General features: G+C 63.6%; 20 protein-coding genes. 17 read left to right on the top strand and 3 right to left on the bottom strand.

Translation table 11 applies throughout. From position 1 onward, the window contains the following. The first annotated feature begins 62 nt into the window (after positions 1-62). The 9 genes from FJ943_RS20140 to FJ943_RS20100 all read left to right on the top strand — a co-directional run bounded on the left by FJ943_RS20140 (position 63) and on the right by FJ943_RS20100 (position 11,150). Positions 63-1,859 (top strand): acetolactate synthase 3 large subunit, encoded by a 1,797-nt coding sequence (locus tag FJ943_RS20140; RefSeq protein WP_140615748.1) that lies wholly within the window; start codon positions 63-65, stop codon positions 1,857-1,859. Between the two features lie 76 nt (positions 1,860-1,935). After that, positions 1,936-2,511, top strand: coding sequence for an acetolactate synthase small subunit (ilvN, locus tag FJ943_RS20135; protein WP_013894763.1), 576 nt, complete (start codon positions 1,936-1,938; stop codon positions 2,509-2,511). A gap of 425 nt (positions 2,512-2,936) precedes the next feature. Beyond that, on the top strand, positions 2,937-3,533 hold the full coding sequence (locus FJ943_RS20130; protein WP_140724114.1) for a LysE family translocator: 597 nt from the start codon (positions 2,937-2,939) through the stop codon (positions 3,531-3,533). Between the two features lie 235 nt (positions 3,534-3,768). Continuing rightward, the gene (locus tag FJ943_RS20125) at positions 3,769-5,046 is read left to right on the top strand and encodes an efflux RND transporter periplasmic adaptor subunit (protein ID WP_140724111.1); all 1,278 of its coding nucleotides are present in this window, start codon (positions 3,769-3,771) and stop codon (positions 5,044-5,046) included. After that, a complete protein-coding gene (locus FJ943_RS20120; RefSeq protein ID WP_140724109.1) occupies positions 5,043-8,204 on the top strand; it encodes an efflux RND transporter permease subunit in 3,162 nt (1,053 codons plus the stop codon). Before FJ943_RS20125 ends, FJ943_RS20120 begins: the two co-directional genes overlap by 4 nt. 78 nt (positions 8,205-8,282) lie before the next feature. After that, on the top strand, positions 8,283-8,888 hold the full coding sequence (nthA, locus tag FJ943_RS20115; RefSeq protein ID WP_140724106.1) for a nitrile hydratase subunit alpha: 606 nt from the start codon (positions 8,283-8,285) through the stop codon (positions 8,886-8,888). After that, the gene (gene nthB / locus FJ943_RS20110) at positions 8,885-9,544 is read left to right on the top strand and encodes a nitrile hydratase subunit beta (protein ID WP_140724103.1); all 660 of its coding nucleotides are present in this window, start codon (positions 8,885-8,887) and stop codon (positions 9,542-9,544) included. The genes nthA and nthB overlap by 4 nt, the downstream gene beginning before the upstream one ends. Continuing rightward, a complete protein-coding gene (locus tag FJ943_RS20105) occupies positions 9,531-9,896 on the top strand; it encodes a nitrile hydratase accessory protein (RefSeq protein WP_181174590.1) in 366 nt (121 codons plus the stop codon). The genes nthB and FJ943_RS20105 overlap by 14 nt, the downstream gene beginning before the upstream one ends. 126 nt (positions 9,897-10,022) lie before the next feature. Continuing rightward, positions 10,023-11,150, top strand: a complete 1,128-nt coding sequence (locus FJ943_RS20100; protein ID WP_140714693.1) for an ATP-dependent RecD-like DNA helicase — start codon at positions 10,023-10,025, stop codon at positions 11,148-11,150. Between the two features lie 25 nt (positions 11,151-11,175). On the opposite strand, the gene FJ943_RS20095 is transcribed toward FJ943_RS20100, so the two are convergent. Next, the gene (locus tag FJ943_RS20095) at positions 11,176-11,604 is read right to left on the bottom strand and encodes an STAS/SEC14 domain-containing protein (RefSeq protein WP_015317301.1); all 429 of its coding nucleotides are present in this window, start codon (positions 11,602-11,604) and stop codon (positions 11,176-11,178) included. 160 nt (positions 11,605-11,764) lie between these two features. Here FJ943_RS20095 and FJ943_RS20090 point away from each other — a divergent pair, with 160 nt between their 5' ends. From FJ943_RS20090 to FJ943_RS20075, 4 genes are all read left to right on the top strand, one after another. Beyond that, entirely contained in the window at positions 11,765-12,505 is a 741-nt protein-coding gene (locus FJ943_RS20090; RefSeq protein ID WP_140724207.1) for a pyridoxine 5'-phosphate synthase, read from the top strand. A 96-nt stretch (positions 12,506-12,601) separates the two neighbouring features. Next, the gene (locus FJ943_RS20085) at positions 12,602-14,515 is read left to right on the top strand and encodes a potassium transporter Kup (RefSeq protein ID WP_015317303.1); all 1,914 of its coding nucleotides are present in this window, start codon (positions 12,602-12,604) and stop codon (positions 14,513-14,515) included. A 192-nt stretch (positions 14,516-14,707) separates the two neighbouring features. Next, the gene (locus FJ943_RS20080) at positions 14,708-16,627 is read left to right on the top strand and encodes a potassium transporter Kup (protein ID WP_015317304.1); all 1,920 of its coding nucleotides are present in this window, start codon (positions 14,708-14,710) and stop codon (positions 16,625-16,627) included. Positions 16,628-16,663: 36 nt separating this feature from the next. Next, the gene (locus FJ943_RS20075; RefSeq protein WP_140724100.1) at positions 16,664-17,704 is read left to right on the top strand and encodes an aldehyde reductase; all 1,041 of its coding nucleotides are present in this window, start codon (positions 16,664-16,666) and stop codon (positions 17,702-17,704) included. A 34-nt stretch (positions 17,705-17,738) separates the two neighbouring features. Here the strand turns inward: FJ943_RS20075 and FJ943_RS20070 are convergent, their stop codons facing one another. Beyond that, positions 17,739-18,629, bottom strand: a complete 891-nt coding sequence (locus FJ943_RS20070) for an SDR family oxidoreductase (RefSeq protein WP_140724097.1) — start codon at positions 18,627-18,629, stop codon at positions 17,739-17,741. Between the two features lie 135 nt (positions 18,630-18,764). On the opposite strand from FJ943_RS20070, the gene FJ943_RS20065 reads away from it, so the two are divergent. Continuing rightward, positions 18,765-19,175 carry a helix-turn-helix domain-containing protein gene (locus FJ943_RS20065; protein WP_140724094.1) on the top strand — a complete coding sequence of 137 codons (411 nt, stop codon included), beginning with the start codon at positions 18,765-18,767 and terminating at the stop codon, positions 19,173-19,175. Positions 19,176-19,228: 53 nt separating this feature from the next. After that, positions 19,229-20,494 (top strand): NAD(P)/FAD-dependent oxidoreductase, encoded by a 1,266-nt coding sequence (locus FJ943_RS20060; protein WP_140724091.1) that lies wholly within the window; start codon positions 19,229-19,231, stop codon positions 20,492-20,494. On the opposite strand, the gene FJ943_RS20055 is transcribed toward FJ943_RS20060, so the two are convergent. Next, positions 20,442-21,179, bottom strand: coding sequence for a glutathione S-transferase family protein (locus FJ943_RS20055; protein ID WP_140724088.1), 738 nt, complete (start codon positions 21,177-21,179; stop codon positions 20,442-20,444). The genes FJ943_RS20060 and FJ943_RS20055 overlap by 53 nt on opposite strands. A gap of 100 nt (positions 21,180-21,279) precedes the next feature. Here FJ943_RS20055 and FJ943_RS20050 point away from each other — a divergent pair, with 100 nt between their 5' ends. Beyond that, positions 21,280-21,738 (top strand): MarR family winged helix-turn-helix transcriptional regulator, encoded by a 459-nt coding sequence (locus FJ943_RS20050; RefSeq protein WP_140724086.1) that lies wholly within the window; start codon positions 21,280-21,282, stop codon positions 21,736-21,738. A 148-nt stretch (positions 21,739-21,886) separates the two neighbouring features. After that, positions 21,887-22,540: a TetR/AcrR family transcriptional regulator gene (locus FJ943_RS20045; RefSeq protein ID WP_181174589.1), complete on the top strand. Its 654-nt coding sequence runs from the start codon at positions 21,887-21,889 to the stop codon at positions 22,538-22,540. The last annotated feature ends 1 nt before the right edge of the window (position 22,541 follow it).

Here is a 22,541-nt window from a genome sequence, read left to right as displayed (position 1 = left end):
TTGCCTGAAACACGACTAAACGACCAGCAACGCCCAATGGCGGACAGTACGGGACCAGACCGATGAGCAATGGACAGAACGAGCGGCGCGAGATGGCAGGTAGGGAAATGACCGGCGCCGAAATGGTGGTGCAGGCGCTGAAGGACAATGGCGTCAAGCATGTCTTCGGTTATCCCGGCGGCGCCGTTCTCCCGATCTATGACGAGATCTTCCAGCAGGACGAGGTCGAGCACATCCTCGTGCGGCACGAGCAGGGCGCCGGCCATGCGGCAGAGGGATATGCGCGGTCGACCGGCAAGGCCGGCGTCATGCTGGTGACATCGGGTCCCGGCGCCACCAATGCGGTGACGCCGCTGCAGGATGCGCTGATGGATTCGATCCCGCTGGTCTGCCTGACCGGTCAGGTGCCGACCTCGCTCATCGGCTCCGATGCGTTCCAGGAATGCGACACGGTCGGCATTACGCGGCCCTGCACCAAGCACAACTGGCTGGTGAAGGACGTCAACGAACTCGCCGCGACCATCCACGAGGCCTTCCATGTCGCGACGACCGGCCGTCCCGGTCCGGTCGTGGTCGACATCCCGAAGGACGTGCAGTTCGCCAAGGGCTTTTATGTGCCGCCGCAGATCGCGCCGCGCACCAGCTACCAGCCCAAGGTCCAGGGCGACCTGGAGAAGATCAAGGCGGCGGTCGAACTGATGGCCGGCGCCAGGAAACCGGTGATCTATTCTGGCGGCGGTGTCATCAATTCCGGCCCGGAAGCGAGCCATCTCTTGCGCGAACTGGTCGACCTCACCGGTTTCCCGATCACCTCGACGCTGATGGGGCTCGGCGCCTACCCGGCGTCGGGCAAGAACTGGCTCGGCATGCTCGGCATGCACGGCACCTACGAAGCCAACATGGCCATGCATGACTGCGACGTCATGCTCTGCATCGGCGCGCGCTTCGACGACCGTATCACCGGCAGGCTGAATGCGTTCTCGCCGAACTCGCGCAAGATCCACATCGATATCGATCCGTCCTCGATCAACAAGAACGTCCACACCGAAGTGCCCATCATCGGTGATGTCGGGCGGGTGCTGGAAGACATGGTGCGGCTGTGGCGGGCAACCGCCAAGGCCGACAAGAAGGCGCTCTACCCCTGGTGGGAGCAGATCGCCAAATGGCGCGGGCGCGATTCACTCGCCTTCAAGATGAACAACGACGTGATCATGCCGCAATACGCCATCCAGCGGCTCTACGAGCTGACCAAGGACATGGATACCTACATCACCACCGAGGTCGGCCAGCACCAGATGTGGGCGGCGCAGCATTATCATTTCGAGAAGCCGAACCGCTGGATGACCTCTGGCGGGCTGGGCACGATGGGCTACGGCCTGCCGGCCGCGCTCGGCGTGCAGATCGCGCATCCCGACGCGCTGGTCGTCGACATTGCCGGCGATGCTTCGGTGCAGATGACCATGCAGGAGATGAGTGCGGCCGTGCAGCACGACGCGCCGATCAAGATCTTCATCCTCAATAACCAGTATATGGGCATGGTGCGCCAGTGGCAGCAGCTGCTGCACGGCAACCGGTTGTCGCATTCCTACACCGAAGCGATGCCCGACTTCGTCAAGCTGGCCGAGGCCTATGGCGGCCACGGCATTCGCTGCGACAAGCCAGACGAACTGGACGACGCGATCAAGGAGATGATCTCGGTCAGGAAGCCGGTGCTGTTCGACTGCCGCGTGGCGACGCTCGCCAACTGCTTCCCGATGATCCCGTCAGGCAAGGCGCATAACGAGATGCTGTTGCCGGACGAGGCCACCGACGAGGTCGTGGCCAATGCAATCGACGCCAAGGGCAGGGAACTGGTGTAGAGACGAACCGGGCAGGGCTTGTCAAAATAAGCCGTGCGGAAACAGATAGTTAGATCAAGAATTTGAGATTCATGTCATGAACGCACAGCACCTTCAACCCACCGGTTCCGCCTACTTCATCGCCAAGGAAACGGAACGGCCGGAAAACCACACGCTTTCCGTGCTGGTCGACAACGAACCGGGCGTGCTTGCCCGGGTCATCGGCCTGTTTTCCGGCCGCGGCTACAATATCGAGAGCCTGACCGTCTCGGAGACCGAGCATGAAAAACACCTGTCGCGCATCACCATCGTGACGCGCGGCACGCCGCATGTGCTGGAGCAGATCAAGCATCAGCTCGAGCGCATCGTGCCGGTGCATCGCGTGGTCGATCTCACCGTGCGTTCGCACGAGTTCGGACAGGAGCGGCCGCTGGAGCGGGAACTGGCGCTGGTCAAGGTTGCCGGCACCGGCGAAGCCCGGGTCGAGGCGCTCAGGCTCGCCGACGCGTTCCGCGCCAGCGTCATCGACGCCAACACCGAGCATTTCATCTTCGAGATCACCGGCAAGGGCTCCAAGCTGGATCAGTTCATCGCCATCATGAAGCCGCTCGGCCTGGTCGAGATCTGCCGCACCGGCGTGGCGGCCATGAACCGCGGCCCGCAGGGGATGTAGCAGTCATACGAAATTAAAGTTCAGCAATCACGGTCGGGCGAGGCGATCCGAAAAGCGAACTGAGACTTGGTGGCGCATGACCCCACGACAAGATCTGGTGATACATGTGATGATGTACGCACTGATCGCATACTCAATCTGGGTGCTTGCCCACGGCTGGGTGACGATGACAGTCCCAGCCTTACGAGGCAATGAATGGGTTGTCTATGCGGACAATCCAACCGGATTCTGGGACCTGATCTTCTTCCACGCGGGGTCCATTGTCATCTTCAGTTGGCTTCTCTGGGCTCTGAAGTATCGCCGTCGGAACTGACGCGCCGCTGGCCGTACAGGCGGATCACTGCGGCGCGCATTGGACCACTCGAATGACGTTGCGTCCGGCGCCCGGTCGATTTAAGTCAGTATTGCTGACCTTTGGAGCCGTCATGACCCTCGACGCCTTCCTTGCCCTGCTGCTCTACGCCCTGGTGACCTCGGTCACGCCGGGCCCGAACAACTTTATGCTGCTGGCGTCGGGCGTGAATTTCGGCATCGTGCGGACTATCCCGCATATGCTCGGCATCAGCATCGGATTTCTCGTCCTTTTGCTTGCCGTCGGCTTCGGGCTTGGGGCGGTGCTGACCGCGTTCCCCGCGCTGCACACCGGGCTTAAGATCGCCGGCGCCGTCTATCTGCTCTATCTCGCCTGGAAGATTGCCATGTCGCGCTCGCTCAGCGGCAAGGGCGAGACGGATGCGCGGCCGATGCGATTCATCGATGCCGCGGCCTTCCAGTGGGTCAACCCCAAGGCTTGGGTGATGGCAATCACCGCGATGGCCGTCTATACCAATCCCGAACGGCCATTCTTGTCCGTCATTCTGATCGGCGTGGCCTTCACCGTGGTCAATCTTCCCAGCGTCTCGGTCTGGGCCGGATTCGGCACGGCACTACGCGGCTTCCTGGCCGACCCGGTGCGGTTGAAATGGTTCAACATCGGCATGGGCGTGCTGCTGGCGGCGACGCTTTGGCCGATGCTGCGCTAGATAAGGCTGCCCTCTCGGAGGCCATTTTTCGGAGCCCATCCGGCTTCCGGCTTTGAGGATAGCCGGCTGCACAGCTATTGTGCAGTGCACATTAAATCTTCGTAATGCCGTGTTTTGGCCCTTTTCCGACAAACCCGCGTCCTATCTATTCGGCGAAATCGCGGCAGTGAGCCGGGAATTGCGCTAGAATACGACCACCTGGCTATGGCGTGTCGGACGGAGAGGTCTTTTGTCGATGCGTGGAAAAGTCATGCTTTCATTGCTGGCGGTCGCCTGTGTCGGCGCGGCCTGGCTCTATCTGTCGCCGGACGCGCTGAACAAGGCTCAGCAGTTCCTCGGCGCAAAGCAGGTCGCCGCGACAGACAAGCCAGCGACCGACAAGCCAGCCACCGAAAAGCCTGCGGCGGGGGACAAGGCGGCGGGTGGCGGCAACGGTGCCCGTTCGGCCTCGATCGTTTCGGCGACGGCGACGACCGCGGATTTCCCGATCCGCCGCTATGCCATTGGCTTCGTCTCCTCTCCGGCCGTGGTCAACATCAACGCGCGCGTCTCCAGCCAGATCGTGTCGATCGACGTCAAGGACGGGCAGATGGTGAAGGCGGGCGACCTCCTGTTCTCGCTCGACGATCGGGCGCTGAAGGCGCAACTCGCCAAGGATCAGGCAGCGCTTGCCAAGGACCAGGCGCTGCTTGCCAGCTCGAACTCCGACCTTCAGCGCGCCAAGGACCTTGTCGCCAAGCAGGCCGGTACGCAGCAGACCTACGACCAGGCCGTTGCCGCGCAGAAGGCGGCGGCGGCGACCGTCGATGCCGACAAGGCGACGATCGACGCCGACAATGTCCAGCTTGGCTTTGCCACCATCACCGCGCCGATCGCCGGCAGGCTGGGTGCCGTGAATGTCGCCGTCGGCGACCTCGTCACCGTCAGCAACGGCAACAGCAGCACGGCGACGCCACTGGTGACCATCACCCAGATGGACCCGCTGCAGGTCAACTTCAATCTGCCGGAAAGCAACCTTGCGCTGCTTCACAAGGCGCTTGCCAATCCACAGCAGAACGCGGTGACGTTGATCCAGAACGGCGACCCGACGCCGATCGGCAAGGGCACGCTCGATTTCGTCGATTCCAGCGTCGACACCGCATCGGGCACGATCGCGACGCGGGCAAGCATTCCGAATGCCGATCTTTCCCTTTGGCCGGGCCAGTATGTGAATGTCGTGCTCGACGCCGGCATCATGCCGCGGATGACCTCGGTTCCGACCGTGGCGGTGCAGCCCAGCCAGAAGGGGCCGTTCGTGTACGTGGTCAAGCCGGACAGCACTGTCGAGATGCGGCCGGTGCAGGTGGCGCTGACCGAAGGCGCAAACAGCGCCATCAGTCAGGGGCTGAAAAGCGGCGAGAGGGTCGTCACCGAGGGCCAGACAAGGCTGAAGAACGGCGCCGCGGTGCATGAAGGCAAGGCGGCCGCGCCGAAGGTTGCCGAGGCGACCAACGCCGGCGAGGCGGCCCAATGATCTCCGAATTCTGTATCCGCAGGCCGGTCGCCACCCTTCTGATGTCGTTCGCCCTCGTGCTGGGCGGACTGTTCGCCTACAAATTCCTGCCGGTGGCGGCACTGCCGAGCGCCGAATTCCCGGTCGTCAACGTCTCGGCCTCGCTGCCCGGCGCTTCGCCCGAAACCATGGCCACATCGGTGGCGACGCCGCTGATCAAGCAGTTCGCGACCATCGCCGGCATCGATTCCATTTCGACCACCAACTCGCTCGGCCAGACCTCGATCGCCATCCAGTTCGTGCTCAACCGCAACATCGACGCGGCCGCCGCCGACGTCCAGGCGGCGATCGCGCGCACGCAGAAATCGCTACCGCCGCAGATGACGGCGCCGCCAAGCTACCGCAAGGTCAATCCGGCCGATGCGCCGATCCTCTTGATGTCGCTGGTCAGCGACACGGTGCCGCTGACCGACCTCGATGCCTTCGCCGAAAACGTCATCTCGCCGTCGCTGTCGACCATCGACGGCGTGGCGCAGGTCTCGATCTTCGGCCAGCAGAAATACGCGGTGCGCATCCAGATCGATCCGACCGCGCTTGCCGCGCGCGGCATCTCGATCGATCAGCTGCAGGCGGCGGTCGCGTCCGCCAACAGCAACACGCCGCTCGGCGTGCTGCAGAACAACAAGCAGCAGCTCACCATCACCGCCAACACGCAGCTTACCGACGCGGCCGGTTTCTCCAACCTCATCATCGCCACCAAGAATGGCCATCCGGTGCGGCTGGGCGAGGTGACCCGTGTCGTCAATTCGGTGCAGACCACCACGACCGCAAGCTGGTATGACGGTACCCGCGCGATCATCATGGCGGTGCAGCGCCAGCCGGACGCCAACACGGTCGACGTCGTCGACAAGGTCAAGGCGATGCTGCCGTCCTTCCAGGACCAGATGCCGGCCGCAGCCCAGATCAAGCTGCTCAACGACCGCTCGAGCTCGATCCGCCAGGCGGTCGACGACGTGCAGTTCACGCTGCTCTTGACCATCGCGCTGGTGGTGATGGTGATCTTCGTGTTCCTGCGTCGCGTGACGGCGACCATCATCCCGGCCGTGGCGGTGCCGATCTCGCTGATCGCCACGCTCGGCGCGATGTTCCTGTTCGGCTTTTCCATCGACAACATATCGCTGATGGGCCTGACGCTCGCCGTCGGCCTTGTCGTCGACGATGCCATCGTGATGCTCGAAAACATCTTCCGCCATATGGAAGAGGATGGGCTGTCGGCCTTCGACGCGTCGCTGAAGGGCGCGCGCGAAATCGGTTTCACCATCATCTCGATCTCGATCTCGCTGGTGGCGGTGTTTATCCCGGTGCTTCTGATGGGTGGCGTGATCGGGCGCATCTTCAACGAGTTCGCCGTCGTGGTGACCGTCGCCATTCTGGCCTCCATGTTCGTGTCGCTGACGCTGACGCCGATGTTGTGCTCGCGGCTGCTGTCGGTGACCAAGGCCGACCGCGAGGCACATGGTGCTGGCCAGAAGCGCGATTTCCTCACGCGCGGCTACGATGGGATTCTGAGCTTCTGCCTGCGGCACACCTTCCTGGTGTTCCTCGTCTTCGTCGGCACCGCGGCAGCCTCGGTGTGGCTGATCGAGGTTTCGCCGAAGGGTTTCTTCCCGCAAGAAGATATCGGCCAGATTTCGGTGACCACCATCGCGCGCCAGGACATTTCGTTCGACGCCATGGCCAAGCTGCAAGGGCAGGTGGCCAGCGTGTTCTCGAAGTCGCCCTATGTCGACCATGTGGCGTGGTCGGCGGGCAGCGGTAACAATGCGCTGAACCAGGGACAGCTCTTCGTCCAGCTCAAGGGCAAGGACCAGCGTCCCGATATCGAGAAGGTGCTTGCGGATCTGCGCAAGCAACTGGCCGGCGTGGCGGGCATCGAGACCTACATGCAGCCGGTGCAGAATCTGCGGCTCGGCTCGCGCTCGTCGGCCAGTGCCTACCAGCTTGTGGTTCAGGGCCTCGATACCGGCCTGACGGATCAGTGGGCGCAGAAACTGAATGACGCGATGGCGGCCGACCACACGACCTTCACCGACGTCACCAGCGACCTGCAGAACAACGCCTTGCAGGCGACGCTGGTGGTGGACCGCGACAAGGCCGCCCAACTCGGTATCGACACCGACACGCTGCGCTCGGCGCTTTATGGCGGGTTCGGCACCGACCAGGTTTCAACGATCTTCGGCTCGGCCGACAGTTACGAAGTCATCGCCGAACTCGATCCCAAGATCGAATGGTCGCCGGAGCGGATGCTTGCCATCCAGATGCGGACGGCGAGCGGCAGCCTGGTGCCGCTCGGCGCCTTCGCCCGGGTCGACCGCACGGCCGGAGCCCTGACGGTCAACCAGCTCGGCCAGCTTCCGGCGGTGACGATCTCCTACAACCTGCCGCAGGGCGTGGCGCTGGGCGACAGTGTGAAACGCATCGACGCGCTGAAAGAGCAGATCGGCATGCCGACGGCGATCTCCACGACCTTCGCCGGCACCGCCAAGACCTTCCAGGATTCGCTTGCCAACCAGGGCTTGCTGGTCGGCGGCGCCATCCTGACCATCTATATCGTGCTCGGCATTCTGTATGAGAGCTTCATCCACCCGCTGACGATTCTGACCGGCCTGCCGTCGGCTGTGCTAGGGGCGATTGTCGCCTTGCGCTTCGCCGGCATGGATCTGTCCGTCATCGCGGTGATCGGCATCCTGATGCTGATCGGCATCGTCAAGAAGAACGGCATCATGATGGTCGACGTCGCGCTTGAACTGCGACGAGAGGGCATGTCGGCCACCGATTCCATCCACAAAGCCTGCCTGATGCGGTTCAGGCCGATCATGATGACGACGCTGGCGGCACTGATGGGCACGTTCCCGATCGCGCTCGGCACCGGCGCCAGCGCGGAACTGCGCCAGCCGCTGGGCGTTGCCGTCGTCGGCGGCCTGCTCGCCTCGCAGGCGCTGACCCTGTTCGTGACACCGGTGATCTACGTCTACATGGAGAATTTCTCGGGCTGGCTGGTCGGACTGATGCCGAAGCGCAAGGCCGAGTTGCACTTGGTCGAAGAGGGCGACCAGCCCTCGCTGTTCGGCACCAATGACGACATCCCCGGTGAGCCGCAGAAGACCGCCGCCGAGTAGCAAGCGGGCACGCACCGAGTTCCGCTGGCCCAAGCCGTCATACTTGCGGCCGGCGGATCGGAACTTTAGTTTGCCGTCATGTCCCACGATCATGACCACGACAACGAACTCGATCCGTTTGCCGCGCGGGTGCGCGCGCTGGAAACCATCCTGACCCGCAAGGGGCTGATCGATCCGGCTGCGATCGACGTCATTGTCGATACCTACGAGACGAAGATCGGTCCGCGCAACGGCGCCCGGGTGGTGGCCAAGGCCTGGAGCGATCCCGCTTTTGCCGCGTGGCTGAAGCGCGACGCGACGGCGGCGATCGAATCGCTGGGCTATACCGGCCGGCAAGGCGAGCATATGCAGGCGGTGTTCAACACCGGGAATACCCACAACCTCGTCGTCTGCACATTGTGCTCCTGTTATCCGTGGTCGGTGCTTGGCCTGCCGCCGGTGTGGTACAAGGCGCCGCCCTACAGGTCGCGCGCGGTGATCGATCCGCGCGGCGTGCTCGAGGAGTTCGGGCTGGTGCTGCCGGCCGGGACGAAGATACGCGTCTGGGATTCGACAGCGGAACTGCGCTATCTCGTCGTGCCGACGCGGCCCGACGGCACCGAGGGCTGGAGCGAGGAGCGGCTGGCCGAGCTGGTGAGCCGCGATGCCATGATCGGCACGGCTCTGGCGAGTCACCCGGCATGAACGGGCCGCAGGATCTCGGCGGACAGATGGGTTTCGGGCCGGTCGCGCCCGAACGAGACGAGCCGTATTTCCATGCCGACTGGGAGAGGCGGGCGCTCGGCTTGACGCTCTGCGCCGGCGGCATGGGCGCCTGGAACATCGACGAGAGCCGGCACGCACGGGAATCGCTGCATCCGGCCGATTATTATGGCTCCAGCTACTATCAGATATGGATCAAGGCGCTTGAGATCTTGCTCAAGCGGCATGGTTTCGTCAGCGAGCGCGACCTCGGGGCGGGCGAGGCGATCGATCCGGCGGCGACACCCAAAAGAGTGCTGAAGGCGGAAAACGTTCCCGCTGTGCTGGCCAAGGGCGGTCCTTGCGATCGGCCGGTGGAGATAGCGCCACGCTTCAAGGCCGGGGATTCTGTGCGGACGAAAAACTTCAACCCGACCGGCCATACTAGGCTGCCGCGCTATGCGCGCGACAAGCAGGGCACCATCGAGGCGGTGCGCGACGGCTTCGTCTTTCCCGACAGCAACGCGCATGGGCAGGGCGAGAATCCGCAATGGGTCTATACCGTGGTTTTCGATGGCACGGAAATCTGGGGCGAGGGCGCCGACCCGACACTGACCGTCTCGATCGACGCCTGGGAGAGCTATCTTGAGCCGGCCTGAAGCGAAGGGATCCGCCGCCAGTTTGCCCGCCGGCTTCGACGCACCGGTGTTCGCCGAGCCATGGCAGGCCGAAGCCTTCGCCATGACTGTGGCACTGCACGACAAGGGCCTGTTTTCGTGGAACGAATGGGCGGATGCCCTGTCAGCCGAGGTGAAGAAGCCGGATGCCGCGGCGGACGGCCATGACTATTACGAGCATTGGCTGGCGGCGCTGGAAGGGCTGCTCGCCTCCAAGGGGCTGGCTGCCAAGCCGGACGTCGATGCGATGGCGCGGGCCTGGGAGCGCGCCGCGCACGCCACGCCACACGGCAAGCCGATCCTGCTGGAGAACGATCCGCGCGCTGCCAACTGAATTTTCGTTCCCTTTACGTTCTTGCTTGCGGCTGATAGCCTGAACAGCAGGGAAGTTCGCCACCGGCGTGTCGATGGTGGTGGCGGCGATCTTGTGTTTGCCTCGCGAATCCGGTCACACGATCAGATGGAATTTTCACCCCAACAAGATGAGGCGCTGCAAGCGGTCGCCCGCTGGCTGAAGACCGGCACGCCGCAGCTGTTCCGGCTGTTTGGCTATGCCGGCACCGGCAAGACGACGCTGGCGCGCTATTTCGCCGAACATGTCGACGGCCAGGTGCAGTTCGCAGCCTTCACCGGCAAGGCCGCCCAGGTGCTGCGCTCCAAGGGCGCGGTCAACGCCCGCACCATCCATTCGCTGATCTACCGGCCCAAGGGCGAGGAATCGGTGGCCGACGAGGTCACCGGCAAGACCTCGATGTCGCCAACCTTCTCACTCAACCGGCAGAGCCCGATCTCGCGCGCCAAACTGGTCGTCATCGACGAGTGCTCGATGGTCGACGAGCAGCTTGGCCGTGACCTGATGAGTTTCGGCACGCCGATCCTGGTGCTGGGCGACCCCGGCCAGTTGCCGCCGATCTCGGGTGGCGGCTTCTTCACCGACCATGAGCCGGACTTCCTGCTGACCGAGATCCACCGGCAGGCGCGCGACAATCCGATCCTGCGGCTGGCGCTCGATGTGCGCGAGGGCCGCGAATTCATGCGCGGCGACTACGGCACCGCGAAGGTGATCGGCAAGGAAGACGTCAATCAGGAACTGGTGCTGAGGGCGGACCAGGTGCTGGTCGGCACCAACCGCACGCGGCGGCGCTACAACCAGCGCCTGCGCGAGCTCAAGGGCTTCAATGCCGATTATCCGCAAGCCGGCGACAAGCTGGTGTGCCTGCGCAACGATCCCGCCAAGGGCTTGCTCAACGGCTCGCTGTGGAAGGTGATGACCTCGTCGCGCGAGACGGTCAAGCCCGGGATCAATCTTCTGGTTTCGCCCGAGGAGGACGATCCGGATCGCGGCGTCGCGAAAATCAAGTTGCTGAAGGCGGCGTTCGAGGATCCTGACGCCGAAATCCCTTGGCAGCAGAAGAAGCGCTTCGACGATTTCGACTATGGCTATGCGCTGACGGTGCACAAGGCGCAGGGCTCGCAGTGGAACGAGATCGTGCTGTTCGACGAGAGCTGGGCCTTCAAGGAAACGCGCCAGCGCTGGCTTTACACAGCTATCACCCGGGCCGCCGAACGCCTGACCATCGTCAGGTAGAAGGGGGGTAGCCGGGAGAACCGTTTCATCCTCTTTCTGGAGCGGCGGTCGCCTCCTCACTCGTCGGCCGCGCGCCGAGCCATTCCCAGGCAGCGGCTTCGTCCTCGATCTTGAAATGCCTGAATTCGACGGGCGAGGAAGCCGGCAAGGCGTGTCGTGCATTCGGCGTCCAGTCAGGGGCGCCGATCGCCGCGCAACGGCCAATATGTTCCAATGCGTGGACGGCACCCTTCTTGATGGTCTCGTCCGAGATGTCGGCCCAGTCGACGCCCTCATGATCGACTATGCGCACGGCCACGTCGATTTTCTGATGGAGCAAATAGGCCGCCTCCAGCAGGCCGAACAGGTTTTCGGCATCGGCGGCCGAGACATGGCCGACCACATCGATGGCAAAGAGGTCGTCGCGGCTGGTCTCGATGCGGCGGATCGCCGGCACGGATTGGAGGAAATTCAAGGTGGTGCCTCCCTTTCGTGGAGTATGTTGGTCTTCTGGAACACCGGAAAGGCCCTATCTGTTCCCGTCAAAGACGCTATAGATGCGCCGTCTCAAATGCGCCGTGCCGGAACGAATGAGCGTGGCGCGCCTCGATCGCCTGTTTCACGGACGCCAAACCATGCCAGCCAAGCTTTCCGTCAACCTCAACGCCATCGCCATGCTGCGCAACCGGCGCGACCTGCCGTGGCCCAATGTGATCGCTGTCGGACGCCTCGCCCTTGCCGCCGGAGCGCATGGGCTGACGGTGCATCCGCGCCCCGACGAACGTCACACAAGGCATTCCGACCTGCCCGAGATCAGGGCGCTGATCGACGACGAGTTCCCGCAGGCGGAATTCAACATCGAGGGCTACCCAAGCGAGGATTTCCTGGCGCTGGTGGAGAAGCATCAGCCCGAACAGGTGACGCTTGTGCCCGACGATCCCTCCCAGGCAACCTCCGACCATGGCTGGAACTTCGTCACCGATGCGGCGTTGCTGACGCCGATCGTCAGACGCCTGAAGAAGGGTGGTTTCAGGGTCTCGCTGTTTTCCGATGCCGACCCCGCCGGCATGGCGGCCGCGCGCGACACGGGCGCCGATCGTATCGAACTCTATACCGGTCCTTATGGCAGCTACCATTCCGATTCAGGTAAGGCGGCCAAAGAACTGGAAAGATTGGGAAAAACCGCTGACGCGGCATTTGCCGCCGGTCTCCAGGTCAATGCCGGGCACGATCTGACGGTGGCCAATCTGCCCGCGCTGGCCAGGCGCATTCCGGCATTGGCCGAAGTGTCGATCGGACATGGGTTGACAGCCGACGCGTTGGAGTATGGCATGGCCGGCACAGTGGGCCGGTTCCTCAGGGCCTGCGGTTGGTAGGGGGCAATGCTTCGTATTGGTATGGCAGCCATCGCGTGCATTTGATATCGTATCGCAGCATGCATAAAGCACCGCGCGCTTATCGGAGAGTGGTCGATGGCCCTTGCCAATAGCGGGAGCGAAGCTGAAACCGTCGAGCAATCGAGCCATGCCGGGGTCGAGCAGCACAGCACCAAGGTTCTCATGCTGGGCGCACTCGGCGTTGTCTATGGCGACATAGGCACAAGTCCGATCTACGCCTTTCGCGAGGCGCTTCACGCTTCGCCCGGCATCGATACGCGCGTTCACGTGCTTGGCGTGCTGTCGCTGATCGTTTGGGCGCTGACGATCATCGTGACCGTCAAATACGTTGCCTTCGTGCTTCGTGCCGACAACAAGGGCGAAGGCGGCACGCTGTCGCTGATGTCATTGGCACGCAGCGCCTATCCCAAAGGCGCTCGACTGATTCTGGTGATCGGTCTTTGCGGCGCGGCGCTGTTTTTCGGCGATTCGATCATAACGCCGGCCATCTCGGTGCTGTCGGCGGTCGAAGGCCTCACCGTGGTCACCCCAACGCTCGACGCCTATGTCGTGCCGATCACGCTGGTCATCCTTGCCATCCTGTTCTCCGTGCAACGCTTCGGCACGGGAAAGGTGGCGGCGGTGTTCGGGCCGGTGACGGCGCTGTGGTTCCTGGCCATCGGCGTTGCCGGCATCTATCACTTGATGGACGATCCATCGATCCTGCTTGCCATCAATCCCTATTACGCGGTCATTTATCTGGCCAGCACACCGACCGCCGCCTTTGTCACCGTCGGCGCCGTGTTCCTGGCGGTAACCGGGGCTGAGGCGCTTTATGTCGATCTCGGCCATTTCGGACGCAAGCCGATCGTGCTGGCATGGTTTTCCGTGGTTTTCCCCTGCCTGCTGCTCAACTATTTCGGGCAGGGCGCCTTTGTGCTCGCCAATGACGGAAAACCGACCAATCCGTTCTTCCAGATGCTGCCTGACTGGGCACTGATGCCGATGGTGGGACTTGCAACGGCCGCGACGGTCATTGCCAGCCAGGCGGTCATTTCAGGAGCTTTTTCGCTGACCCGCCAGGCGGTGCAGCTCAATCTTCTGCCGCGCATCGAGGTGCAGCATACCTCGGAAATGCAGTCCGGGCAGATCTACATGCCGCGCGTCAACCTGCTCATAGCAATGGGTGTGATGCTGCTGGTGGTCGGTTTCGGCAGTTCGAGTTCGCTGGCGTCCGCCTACGGCATCTCGGTGACCGGCGAAATGCTGATGACGACGATCCTGCTGTTCGTGGTGATGCGCAAGATGTGGAAATGGAAGCTGGCGCTCGCCCTGGCGCTGACCTTGCTGTTCGGCGTCATCGACAGCGGCTTCTTCCTGGCCAATGTCGTGAAGATCGTGGAAGGCGGCTGGGTCTCGATCACCGTTGCCTGCCTGATGGGACTGATCATGTGGACGTGGATACGCGGCACCCGCTATCTCTTCGACAAGACCCGCCGCAACGAAATCCCGCTCGATTTCCTCGCCGGCAATCTGCTGAAGAAGAAGCCGCAGCTGGTGTCCGGCACCGCGGTGTTCCTGACCAGCGATCCCTTGAGCGCGCCGACCGCCCTGATGCACAGCCTCAAGCACTACAAGGTGCTGCACGAGCAGAACGTCATCCTTTCGGTGGTGACCGCGCCGCAGCCCGTCGTGCCCGACAGCGAACGCGTCAAGATGGAGACGGTCAACGAGTTGTTCATGCGGGTGACGCTGACCTTCGGCTACATGGAACAGCCCAACATCCCGCGCGCGCTGGCGATCTGCCGCAAGCAGGGCTGGAAATTCGACATCATGACGACGTCGTTCTTCCTGTCGCGGCGGTCGCTGAAAGCCTCGCCCAATTCAGGCATGCCGGTGTGGCAGGACCGGCTGTTCATCGGACTGGCGCGCTCGGCGGCCGACGCGACGGAGTATTTCCAGATCCCGACCGGCCGCGTCGTTGAAATCGGCACGCAGGTCGCCATTTAACAGACGTGCTCGCCGGCCCGCAGGTTTTGCCATGGGTCCGGACATGAGCCCGCGAATGCCGCATTGACCGGCATTCGCTCGAAGTCGCCCACAAGAAGCCGCGCGCTGCCAACATGAGTGCCATAACGTTACGGCACTTGATATTGCAGTGCAGCAAGCGTAGAGCACCGCGCGTTTATCGGAGTGTCGTACATGGCCCTTGCCAGTGCTGGTAATGAGGCAGAACCCGTCGACCAATCGAGCCATCCCGAAATCGAACAGCACAGCACCAAGGTGTTGATGCTGGGCGCGCTCGGCGTGGTCTATGGCGATATCGGCACCAGCCCGATCTATGCGTTTCGCGAGGCGCTGGTCGCGTCGTCGGGCGGGCAAGTTGCCGACCGTGGCGACATTCTTGGCGTTTTGTCGCTGATCATCTGGTCGCTGACGATCATCGTCACCATCAAATACATCATGTTCGTGCTGCGTGCCGACAATCGCGGCGAGGGCGGCGTGCTGTCGCTGATGGCGCTGGCGCGCGGCAGTTTTCCAAAGCGTTCGGCGCTGATGCTCGGCATCGGCATCGTCGGCGCCTCGCTGTTTTTCGGCGACGCCGTCATCACGCCGGCGATTTCGGTGCTGTCGGCGGTCGAGGGCATGAATGTCGTCACCCCCACCTTCCAACCTTACGTCGTGCCACTGACGCTGGTCATCCTCGCCATGGTGTTCGCGGTTCAGCGTTTCGGCACCGGTGGCGTTGGGCTGGTCTTCGGCCCGGTCACCGCGATCTGGTTCCTGGCCATCGGCCTTTCCGGTCTCAAGCACATCATCGCCGATCCGGAGATCCTGTGGGCGGTCAGCCCGCACTATATCGTCGCTTTCCTGATCCATTCGCCCGATGTGGCTTTCGTCACCATCGGCGCCATCTTCCTTGCCGTCACCGGCGCGGAAGCGCTTTACGCCGATCTCGGCCATTTCGGCCGCAAACCCATCGTGCTCGCCTGGCTCTCGATCGTGTTCCCCTGCCTGCTGTTGAATTATGCCGGGCAGGGCGCCTTCGTGCTGGCGAAGAACGGCGTGGTCGGCCATCCGTTCTTCGAAATGAACGAGGGTTGGGCACTGATCCCGATGGTGGTGCTGGCGACGGCGGCGACCGTCATCGCCAGCCAGGCGGTCATTTCAGGGGCTTTTTCGCTGACCCGCCAGGCGGTGCAGCTCAACATGCTGCCCAGGCTCCAAATCCTGCACACGTCGGAAAAGCAGTCCGGCCAGATCTACATGCCGCGCGTCAACCTGCTGCTGGCGCTGGTGGTGATGATGCTGGTGGTCGGCTTCGGCGAGTCCAGCAAGCTGGCCTCCGCCTACGGCATCTCGGTGACCGGCAACATGCTGGTGACGACGGTGCTGCTTTATGTGGTTATGACCCGTATCTGGAAGTGGAAGCTGTCGGTGGCGGTCCCGCTGACCGTGCTGTTCGCTTTCATCGATATCGGCTTCTTCGCCTCCAACATCGTCAAGGTGTTCGAAGGCGGCTGGGCGTCGCTGGTGGTGGCCTTCACCATCGTGCTGGGCATGTGGACCTGGGTGCGTGGCAGCCGCTATCTCTTCGACAAGACCCGCCGCAACGAAATCCCGCTCGATTTCCTCGCCGGCAATCTGCTGAAGAAGAAGCCGCAGCTGGTGTCCGGCACCGCGGTGTTCCTGACCAGCGATCCCTTGAGCGCGCCGACCGCCCTGATGCACAGCCTCAAGCACTACAAGGTGCTGCACGAGCAGAACGTCATCCTTTCGGTGGTGACCGCGCCGCAGCCGGTCGTGCCCGACAGCGAACGCGTCAAGATGGAGACGGTCAACGAGTTGTTCATGCGGGTGACGCTGACCTTCGGCTACATGGAACAGCCCAACATCCCGCGCGCGCTGGCGATCTGCCGCAAGCAGGGCTGGAAATTCGACATCATGACGACGTCGTTCTTCCTGTCGCGGCGGTCGCTGAAAGCCTCGCCCAATTCAGGCATGCCGGTGTGGCAGGACAGGCTGTTCATCGGCCTGGCGCGCACGGCGGCCGACGCGACCGAATATTTCCAGATCCCGACCGGGCGTGTGGTAGAAATCGGCACGCAGGTGGCGATCTGACGAGGTCGATCGCCTCGGCCTGACGGAGAGGTGGCCATGGGCGGCGAATTGGTGCTTGTCACCGGCGGATCGGGTTTCCTCGGCGCGCACTGTATTCTTGCCCTGTTGAAGGCGGGCTATCGCGTGCGCACGACGGTGCGCTCCGCCAGGCGTGAAGCCGACGTTATCGCCATGCTCGAGGCCGGCGGCGGCGAGCCGGGCGACAGGCTTTCCTTTGCCATCGCCGACCTCATGAGCGATGCCGGCTGGCCCGACGCTGTCGCCGGCTGCGACTATGTCCTGCATGTCGCGTCACCATTTCCGCCCGGCGCGCCGAAGCATGAGGACGACCTAATCATCCCGGCTCGCGAAGGCGCGTTGCGCGTGCTCAGGGCGGCGCGAGACGCTGGCGTCAAACGCGTCGTGCTGACCTCGTCCTTCGCCGCCATCGGCTATGGCAAGATGCCGCCCGGCGGCCGGCCTTTCACCGAGGAGAGTTGGACCGATCCGACGGCCAAGGTCAGCGCCTATGTGAAATCGAAGACGCTCGCTGAGCGCGCGGCTTGGGATTTCATCGCCGCCGAGGGTGGCAAGCTGGAGTTGGCCGTCGTCAATCCGGTCGGCATTTTCGGACCGGTGCTCGGGTCCGACCATTCGACCTCCACCGAATTTGTTCAGCGCATGATGAACGGTGCGATGCCTGGGTTGCCGCGCCTGTCGTTCGGCGTGGTCGACGCGCGCGACGTGGCGGACCTGCATGTGCGCGCAATGACCAATCCCGCCGCCAGTGGCGAGCGCTTCCTGGCCGTTGCTGGCGATTTCATGACCGTGCGGGAGATCGCCCAGACGGTGAAAACGCGGCTCGGCGCGGCCGCCTCGCGGGTCACGACCCGGGAGCTTCCCGATTGGTTGGTGCGGGTGGTGGGGCTGTTCAACGCGGAAGCCGCGCAACTCGTGACGGAACTCGGCAAGGTCAAGAACGCCACCAACGCCAAGGCGGTGCGCATGCTCGGCTGGGCGCCGCGCTCGCGCGAGGACGCGCTGGCCGCCACCGCCGAAAGCCTGGTCCGGCTCGGGCTGGTCAAGACCCCGAAATAGCGCGGCGGGAGAAAGACTTCCCGCCGCGCTGACATCAACCCGCCAAGGCGGCCTTGTTGGCCTCGAGGAACTGCTTCAGCGGTACCGATTTCCGACCGGAAAGTGTCTCGACCGAATCCGTTACCATGCCAAGGTCGCCGGCGCGCGTGGCGGCGTCGAAGGACACCAGGAGCCTGGCGATCGGCTCGGGAAGCCCGGCTGCCTTCATGCCTTCGGTCAGCGCTTCATCGGAGAGCTGGACGACCTGGATCGGCTTGCCTGTGACTTCGGTGACGAGCACGGCGACTTCGGCTGATGTATAGGCCTTGGGGCCAGTCAGCGTGTAAGTCGTGCTTTCGGTGTTATCCGAAGCCAGCCCCGCGGCTATGGCCGCGGCGAGGTCGTCACGCGCGCCATAGGAAATCGCGCCGTCGGCCGCCGACGTATACCATTGGCCCGATGCGAGGATTTGCGGCATCGCCATGAACAGGTTCTCGTCGTACCAGCCGTTGCGGAAGATCGTGTAGGGAATGCCGCTGGCCTTGATCGCCTGCTCGGTGTCGTAGTGATCGGGGGCAAAGAGCACGGCGGAACCGGGTTCGGTGTTGGGCAACGAGGTGTAGAGCAGGTGGCCGACGCCAGCCTGCCTGGCCGCCGCGACGGCGGCAAGCTGCTGCTCGCGCCGCTTTCCCTGGATCGCCAGCTCGTTGGTCGAAATGATGAGCGCCCGGTCGGCGCCCGCGAAGGCTTGGGCAAGCGAGGCCCGATCGTCGAAATCAGCCTCGCGAACGGTGACGCCGCGCGCCGACAGGTCGGCAAGATTGGCGGGCGTGCGGGTCGTGGCGATGATGCGGGCCGCCGGCACCTCGAACGTGTCCAGCAGATGGTTGATGACGCTGCGGCCGAGCTGGCCGGACGCGCCGGTGACGAGAAGAGTTGCGGTCATGGGGGATCCTGACATTGCGCCGGAAGGGCGGTTCGGGTGGTGGTCTCAAAAAGAGACCAGCACTAAAATAGGAATTGACCCGGTGCCGTAAAGAAGGCAGTTTTTGGGGAGGTAGGCACACGCAGGGAACCAGCCATGGACAGCCGGACCGTCAATCTGAAATCCAAACTCGAAGTCTACAAAGCGATGACCGACGGCGGAAACATTGCCGATTGCCCGGTCCGCGATGTCATCCAGGGACTCAATGGCAAATGGAGTTCGCTGCTGACGGCGGCGCTGGCCGAGCAGCCTTATCGCTTCGGCGAGCTGCGGCGGCTGGTTCCCGATATCTCGCAGCGCATGTTGACCCAGACGCTCTACGATCTGCAGCGCGACGGCTATGTGCGCCGCGAGGTGTTTCCGACCAAGCCGCCCAGCGTCGAATACAGCCTGACCGACCTTGGGCGATCGATGTTCGACGCTTTGCAGTGTCTGCTGCAGTGGGCCGAAAACAACCATGACGCAGTGCGTGGCGCGCGCACTGCCTTCGATTCGACGCAGGCTTGACCCACCGGGTAGCGCCCGGCGTCGCGACTTGATTTCATCCGGCGGCTGAAGGATTGTCCCGGCCACTTCGGCTTGGGGGCAGCGGCATTTCCTACGATATCGCAATCGCCGGCGCTGGTCCGGCCGGGCTCGCCGCGGCGCTTTATCTCAAGCGCGCCGGCCACTGCGTCACCATCTTCGAGCGCTTCGAGGAACCGAGGCCGGTCGGCTCCGGGCTGATCCTGCAGCCGACTGGGCTGACGGTCCTCGCCGATCTCGGCCTGCTCGACGATATAATGGCGCTAGGCAGCAGGATCGATCGACTGCATGGGGTCGATGCGTCGAGCGGCCGCACCGTGCTCGATGTCCGCTACGATGCCCAGCGCGGCAACCGTTTCGGCCTGGCGGTACACAGGGCCGCCCTGTTCGGCGTACTCTTTCGCGCTGCCCGGCGCGAGGCGATCCCCATCGAGACCGGCGTCGAAATCGAGGCCCTGGAGACCGGCGAGCGGGTCACGCTGATCCGAGGTCATGGCCGAAGGGAAGGGCCGTTCGATCTAATTGTCGACGCCAGCGGCGCGCGCTCGAAGCTGCGGCGGTGCGCCGGTAGTGCCGAAGCGCCACGGCCACTCACCTATGGCGCGTTCTGGGCATCGCTCGGCTGGCGCGGCGAGGGCTTTGACGAGCACGCGCTCTTGCAGCGCTACGACAAGGCCAGCGTGATGATCGGCGTGCTGCCGATCGGCCGGCCGGAACCGGGTGCCGAAAGGATGGCGGCCTTCTTCTGGAGCCTGAAACCGGCGGATGCCGATGTAGTCCGCAGCCTCGGCATCGATGCCTGGAAGGAGCGGGTGGTGCGGCTGTGGCCGCAGGCCGAGGCGTTCACCAGCCAGATCGACAGTTTCGACCAGCTCTCGCTGGCCCGCTACGGCCATCACACGATGAAGTTTCCGGTTTGCCGGCGGCTGGCGGTGATCGGCGACGCCGCCCATTCGACCAGCCCGCAGCTTGGCCAGGGCGCCAACATGGCGCTACTCGACGCCGCGGCACTTAGCTATGCGCTGGCGCGAGCGGACGGCGTGGAGACAGCGCTGGAAGTCTATGCGCGAGCGCGGCGCCGGCATGTCAGGGTCTTTCAGGCACTGTCGCTGGCGTTCACGCCCTTCTACCAGTCGGATTCGGTGGCGCTGCCCTTCATCCGCGACAGGCTGGTGGCGACGATCGCCAAGATCCCGCCGGCGCCGCGGTTCCTGGCCTCCATGGTCGCCGGCACGGTGATCGATCCGTTCAGGCGGGCTGGGCTTGCCGAAGCTCTATGGCCGGATCGCCTTGCCGAATGAGGCTCGATAGAAACGATCCCTTCGCCTGCAGGAAGGCATGCAGGCGCTGCGGATAGTCCGGCGCCACGGCCTGCCTGATCGACGGACGGTCACTCGACGCACTGCGCCAGGCCTGGACAAGCGGCTTGCCGTCAAGAATGCCGAAATCGCCGATCCGATCGAACGCGTCCAGGTAGCGGAAGACCGGACCGTAAACGGCATCGACGAGGGAAAAGCGGCTGCCAGCGAACCATGGCCCGCTCCGCCCGGCGCCGCCCGGCAGTTCAGCCTCAACACGGTCGAACATTGCCGATAGCGCGCTGGCTTCGGCGAGGAAGCCGGCCTCGCTCGGCGCTGAATAGAACCGGCCGATGGTGTTGAGGATGGCTGAGCCATACTCGATCCAGGCACGGTGCCGGGCGCGTGCATAGGGGTCGGCGGGATGGAGGGGATTGGCCTGCGTTTCCTCGAGGAATTCGAGGATGACCGCGGATTCGAAGATTGTCGTCTCGTCGCCATTTTGCCGTACGCGCAGCAATGGCACCTTGCCGAGCGGCGAGATTGCCTTGAACCAGTCCGGTTTGTCGGCAAGGTCGATGTCGATCCGCTCGAAGGGCACGCCTTTTTCTGCCAACGAGATCGCGGCGCGCTGGACATAGGGGCAGAGCGGATGGCTGACGAGAACGAGGGTGTCGGCGGGTTTCATAGGAATGTGCCTTTCAATGTCGATGCAATTGCATTTATGTAGATGCATGTGCATTGAGCGTCAAGCTTGATGCATCTGCATCTATCGCCTAGGGTGGGCCATGATCGAAAAAGCCAAGCCTTCGCCCGAAGCCATCAAGGCCTGGGCTCGCCTGATGCGGGTTTCGCGCCAACTGATGGAACGGGCCGAAGACGCGCTGAAGGAGGGCGGCCTGCCGCCGCTCGCCTGGTACGATGTGCTGCACGAGCTTGCCGAGGCGGGCGAGGGCGGCTTGCGGCCGTTTCAACTGATCGAACGCACCCTGTTCGCGCAGTACAACATCTCGCGGCTATTGGCTCGGCTCGAGGCCGACGGGCTGGTCGAGAAACTGCCGGTGGCCGACGATGGCCGCGGCCAGACCGTCCGCGTCACGGCCAAGGGACGGGAGACGCGCCGCCGCATGTGGGCGATCTATGGCAGGTCGATCGAGGAATTGGTTGGCGCCAAACTCTCGCCGGATGAGCTGAGCATGGTCTCGGCACTGCTGGGCCGCCTGCGTCATCCGCCTACCGGGGACTGAGCATGCGGACTGCGCGGCTGCGCGGACATCAGCGGATTTTTTCTTCTTTGCCCTTGCGCCGCTCACCGGATTGCGCAATATGCCGAACCGTAACGTACGGTACGGCAGGTCGAATTCACGCCCTGCCTTGTCCTGCCGAGGGAAGAGCGTGTTGCACAGCGTGCCCGATATCGACAACAGCGAGGCGCTGACGGAGCGGCAGCAGGCCGTCCTGGACGCGGCTTTGCGGCTGCTGGTCGAGGAGGGCGATCACCTGACCATGACCGCCGTGGCGCGTCGCGCGAGCTGCTCGAAGGAAACACTCTACAAATGGTTCGGCGATCGCGACGGGCTGCTGACGGCGACCGTGCAGTGGCAGGCCTCGAAAGTGCGGGTGGCTTCGGTCGACGGCAAGGGGCTTGACCTTGCCTCGCTTACGGCGAGCCTGGAGCGCTTTGCCTCCGACTGGTTGAAGGTGATCTCCAGCGATACGTCGATCGCCCTCAATAGGGTGGCGGTCGGCCATGCCGGTTCGGGGAAGGACAATCTCGGCGCCGTCGTGCTGGAGAATGGGCGCTTTGCGCTGGCCAAGCGGCTGAAGCCGGTGCTGGAAGCCGGCCGGCAGACCGGCCTCCTTGAATTTACGGATGCCGAGACGGCGTTCCGTACCTTTTTCGGGCTGGTTGGCCGGGACGTGCAGATCCGCCTGCTGCTCGGCGACCGGCTGGAATTGACTGAAGCGACGATCGGCGGCGATGCCGTCCGCGCGACGCAGCAGTTTCTCGCTCTTTTCGGAGCAAAAAACGGGCCTCAGGGCCTCTGAT

This window comes from Mesorhizobium sp. B2-3-10 (assembly GCF_006442275.1).
In the GTDB taxonomy this organism is placed as follows: Bacteria; Pseudomonadota; Alphaproteobacteria; order Rhizobiales; family Rhizobiaceae; genus Mesorhizobium; species Mesorhizobium australicum.
The sequence above is the reverse complement of the archived record's forward strand: the minus strand, read 5'-3'. Positions and strand labels throughout refer to the sequence as shown.

Excerpts from the sequence above, each read along its gene's own strand:
- FJ943_RS20140 (WP_140615748.1), top strand. The coding sequence starts at position 63 with ATGAGCAATGGACAGAACGAGCGGCGCGAGATGGCAGGTAGGGAAATG.
- ilvN (WP_013894763.1), top strand. The coding sequence starts at position 1,936 with ATGAACGCACAGCACCTTCAACCCACCGGTTCCGCCTACTTCATCGCC.
- FJ943_RS20130 (WP_140724114.1), top strand. The coding sequence starts at position 2,937 with ATGACCCTCGACGCCTTCCTTGCCCTGCTGCTCTACGCCCTGGTGACC.
- FJ943_RS20125 (WP_140724111.1), top strand. The coding sequence starts at position 3,769 with ATGCGTGGAAAAGTCATGCTTTCATTGCTGGCGGTCGCCTGTGTCGGC.
- FJ943_RS20120 (WP_140724109.1), top strand. The coding sequence starts at position 5,043 with ATGATCTCCGAATTCTGTATCCGCAGGCCGGTCGCCACCCTTCTGATG.
- nthA (WP_140724106.1), top strand. The coding sequence starts at position 8,283 with ATGTCCCACGATCATGACCACGACAACGAACTCGATCCGTTTGCCGCG.
- nthB (WP_140724103.1), top strand. The coding sequence starts at position 8,885 with ATGAACGGGCCGCAGGATCTCGGCGGACAGATGGGTTTCGGGCCGGTC.
- FJ943_RS20100 (WP_140714693.1), top strand. The coding sequence starts at position 10,023 with ATGGAATTTTCACCCCAACAAGATGAGGCGCTGCAAGCGGTCGCCCGC.
- FJ943_RS20090 (WP_140724207.1), top strand. The coding sequence starts at position 11,765 with ATGCCAGCCAAGCTTTCCGTCAACCTCAACGCCATCGCCATGCTGCGC.
- FJ943_RS20085 (WP_015317303.1), top strand. The coding sequence starts at position 12,602 with ATGGCCCTTGCCAATAGCGGGAGCGAAGCTGAAACCGTCGAGCAATCG.
- FJ943_RS20080 (WP_015317304.1), top strand. The coding sequence starts at position 14,708 with ATGGCCCTTGCCAGTGCTGGTAATGAGGCAGAACCCGTCGACCAATCG.
- FJ943_RS20075 (WP_140724100.1), top strand. The coding sequence starts at position 16,664 with ATGGGCGGCGAATTGGTGCTTGTCACCGGCGGATCGGGTTTCCTCGGC.
- FJ943_RS20070 (WP_140724097.1), bottom strand. The coding sequence starts at position 18,629 with ATGACCGCAACTCTTCTCGTCACCGGCGCGTCCGGCCAGCTCGGCCGC.
- FJ943_RS20065 (WP_140724094.1), top strand. The coding sequence starts at position 18,765 with ATGGACAGCCGGACCGTCAATCTGAAATCCAAACTCGAAGTCTACAAA.
- FJ943_RS20055 (WP_140724088.1), bottom strand. The coding sequence starts at position 21,179 with ATGAAACCCGCCGACACCCTCGTTCTCGTCAGCCATCCGCTCTGCCCC.
- FJ943_RS20050 (WP_140724086.1), top strand. The coding sequence starts at position 21,280 with ATGATCGAAAAAGCCAAGCCTTCGCCCGAAGCCATCAAGGCCTGGGCT.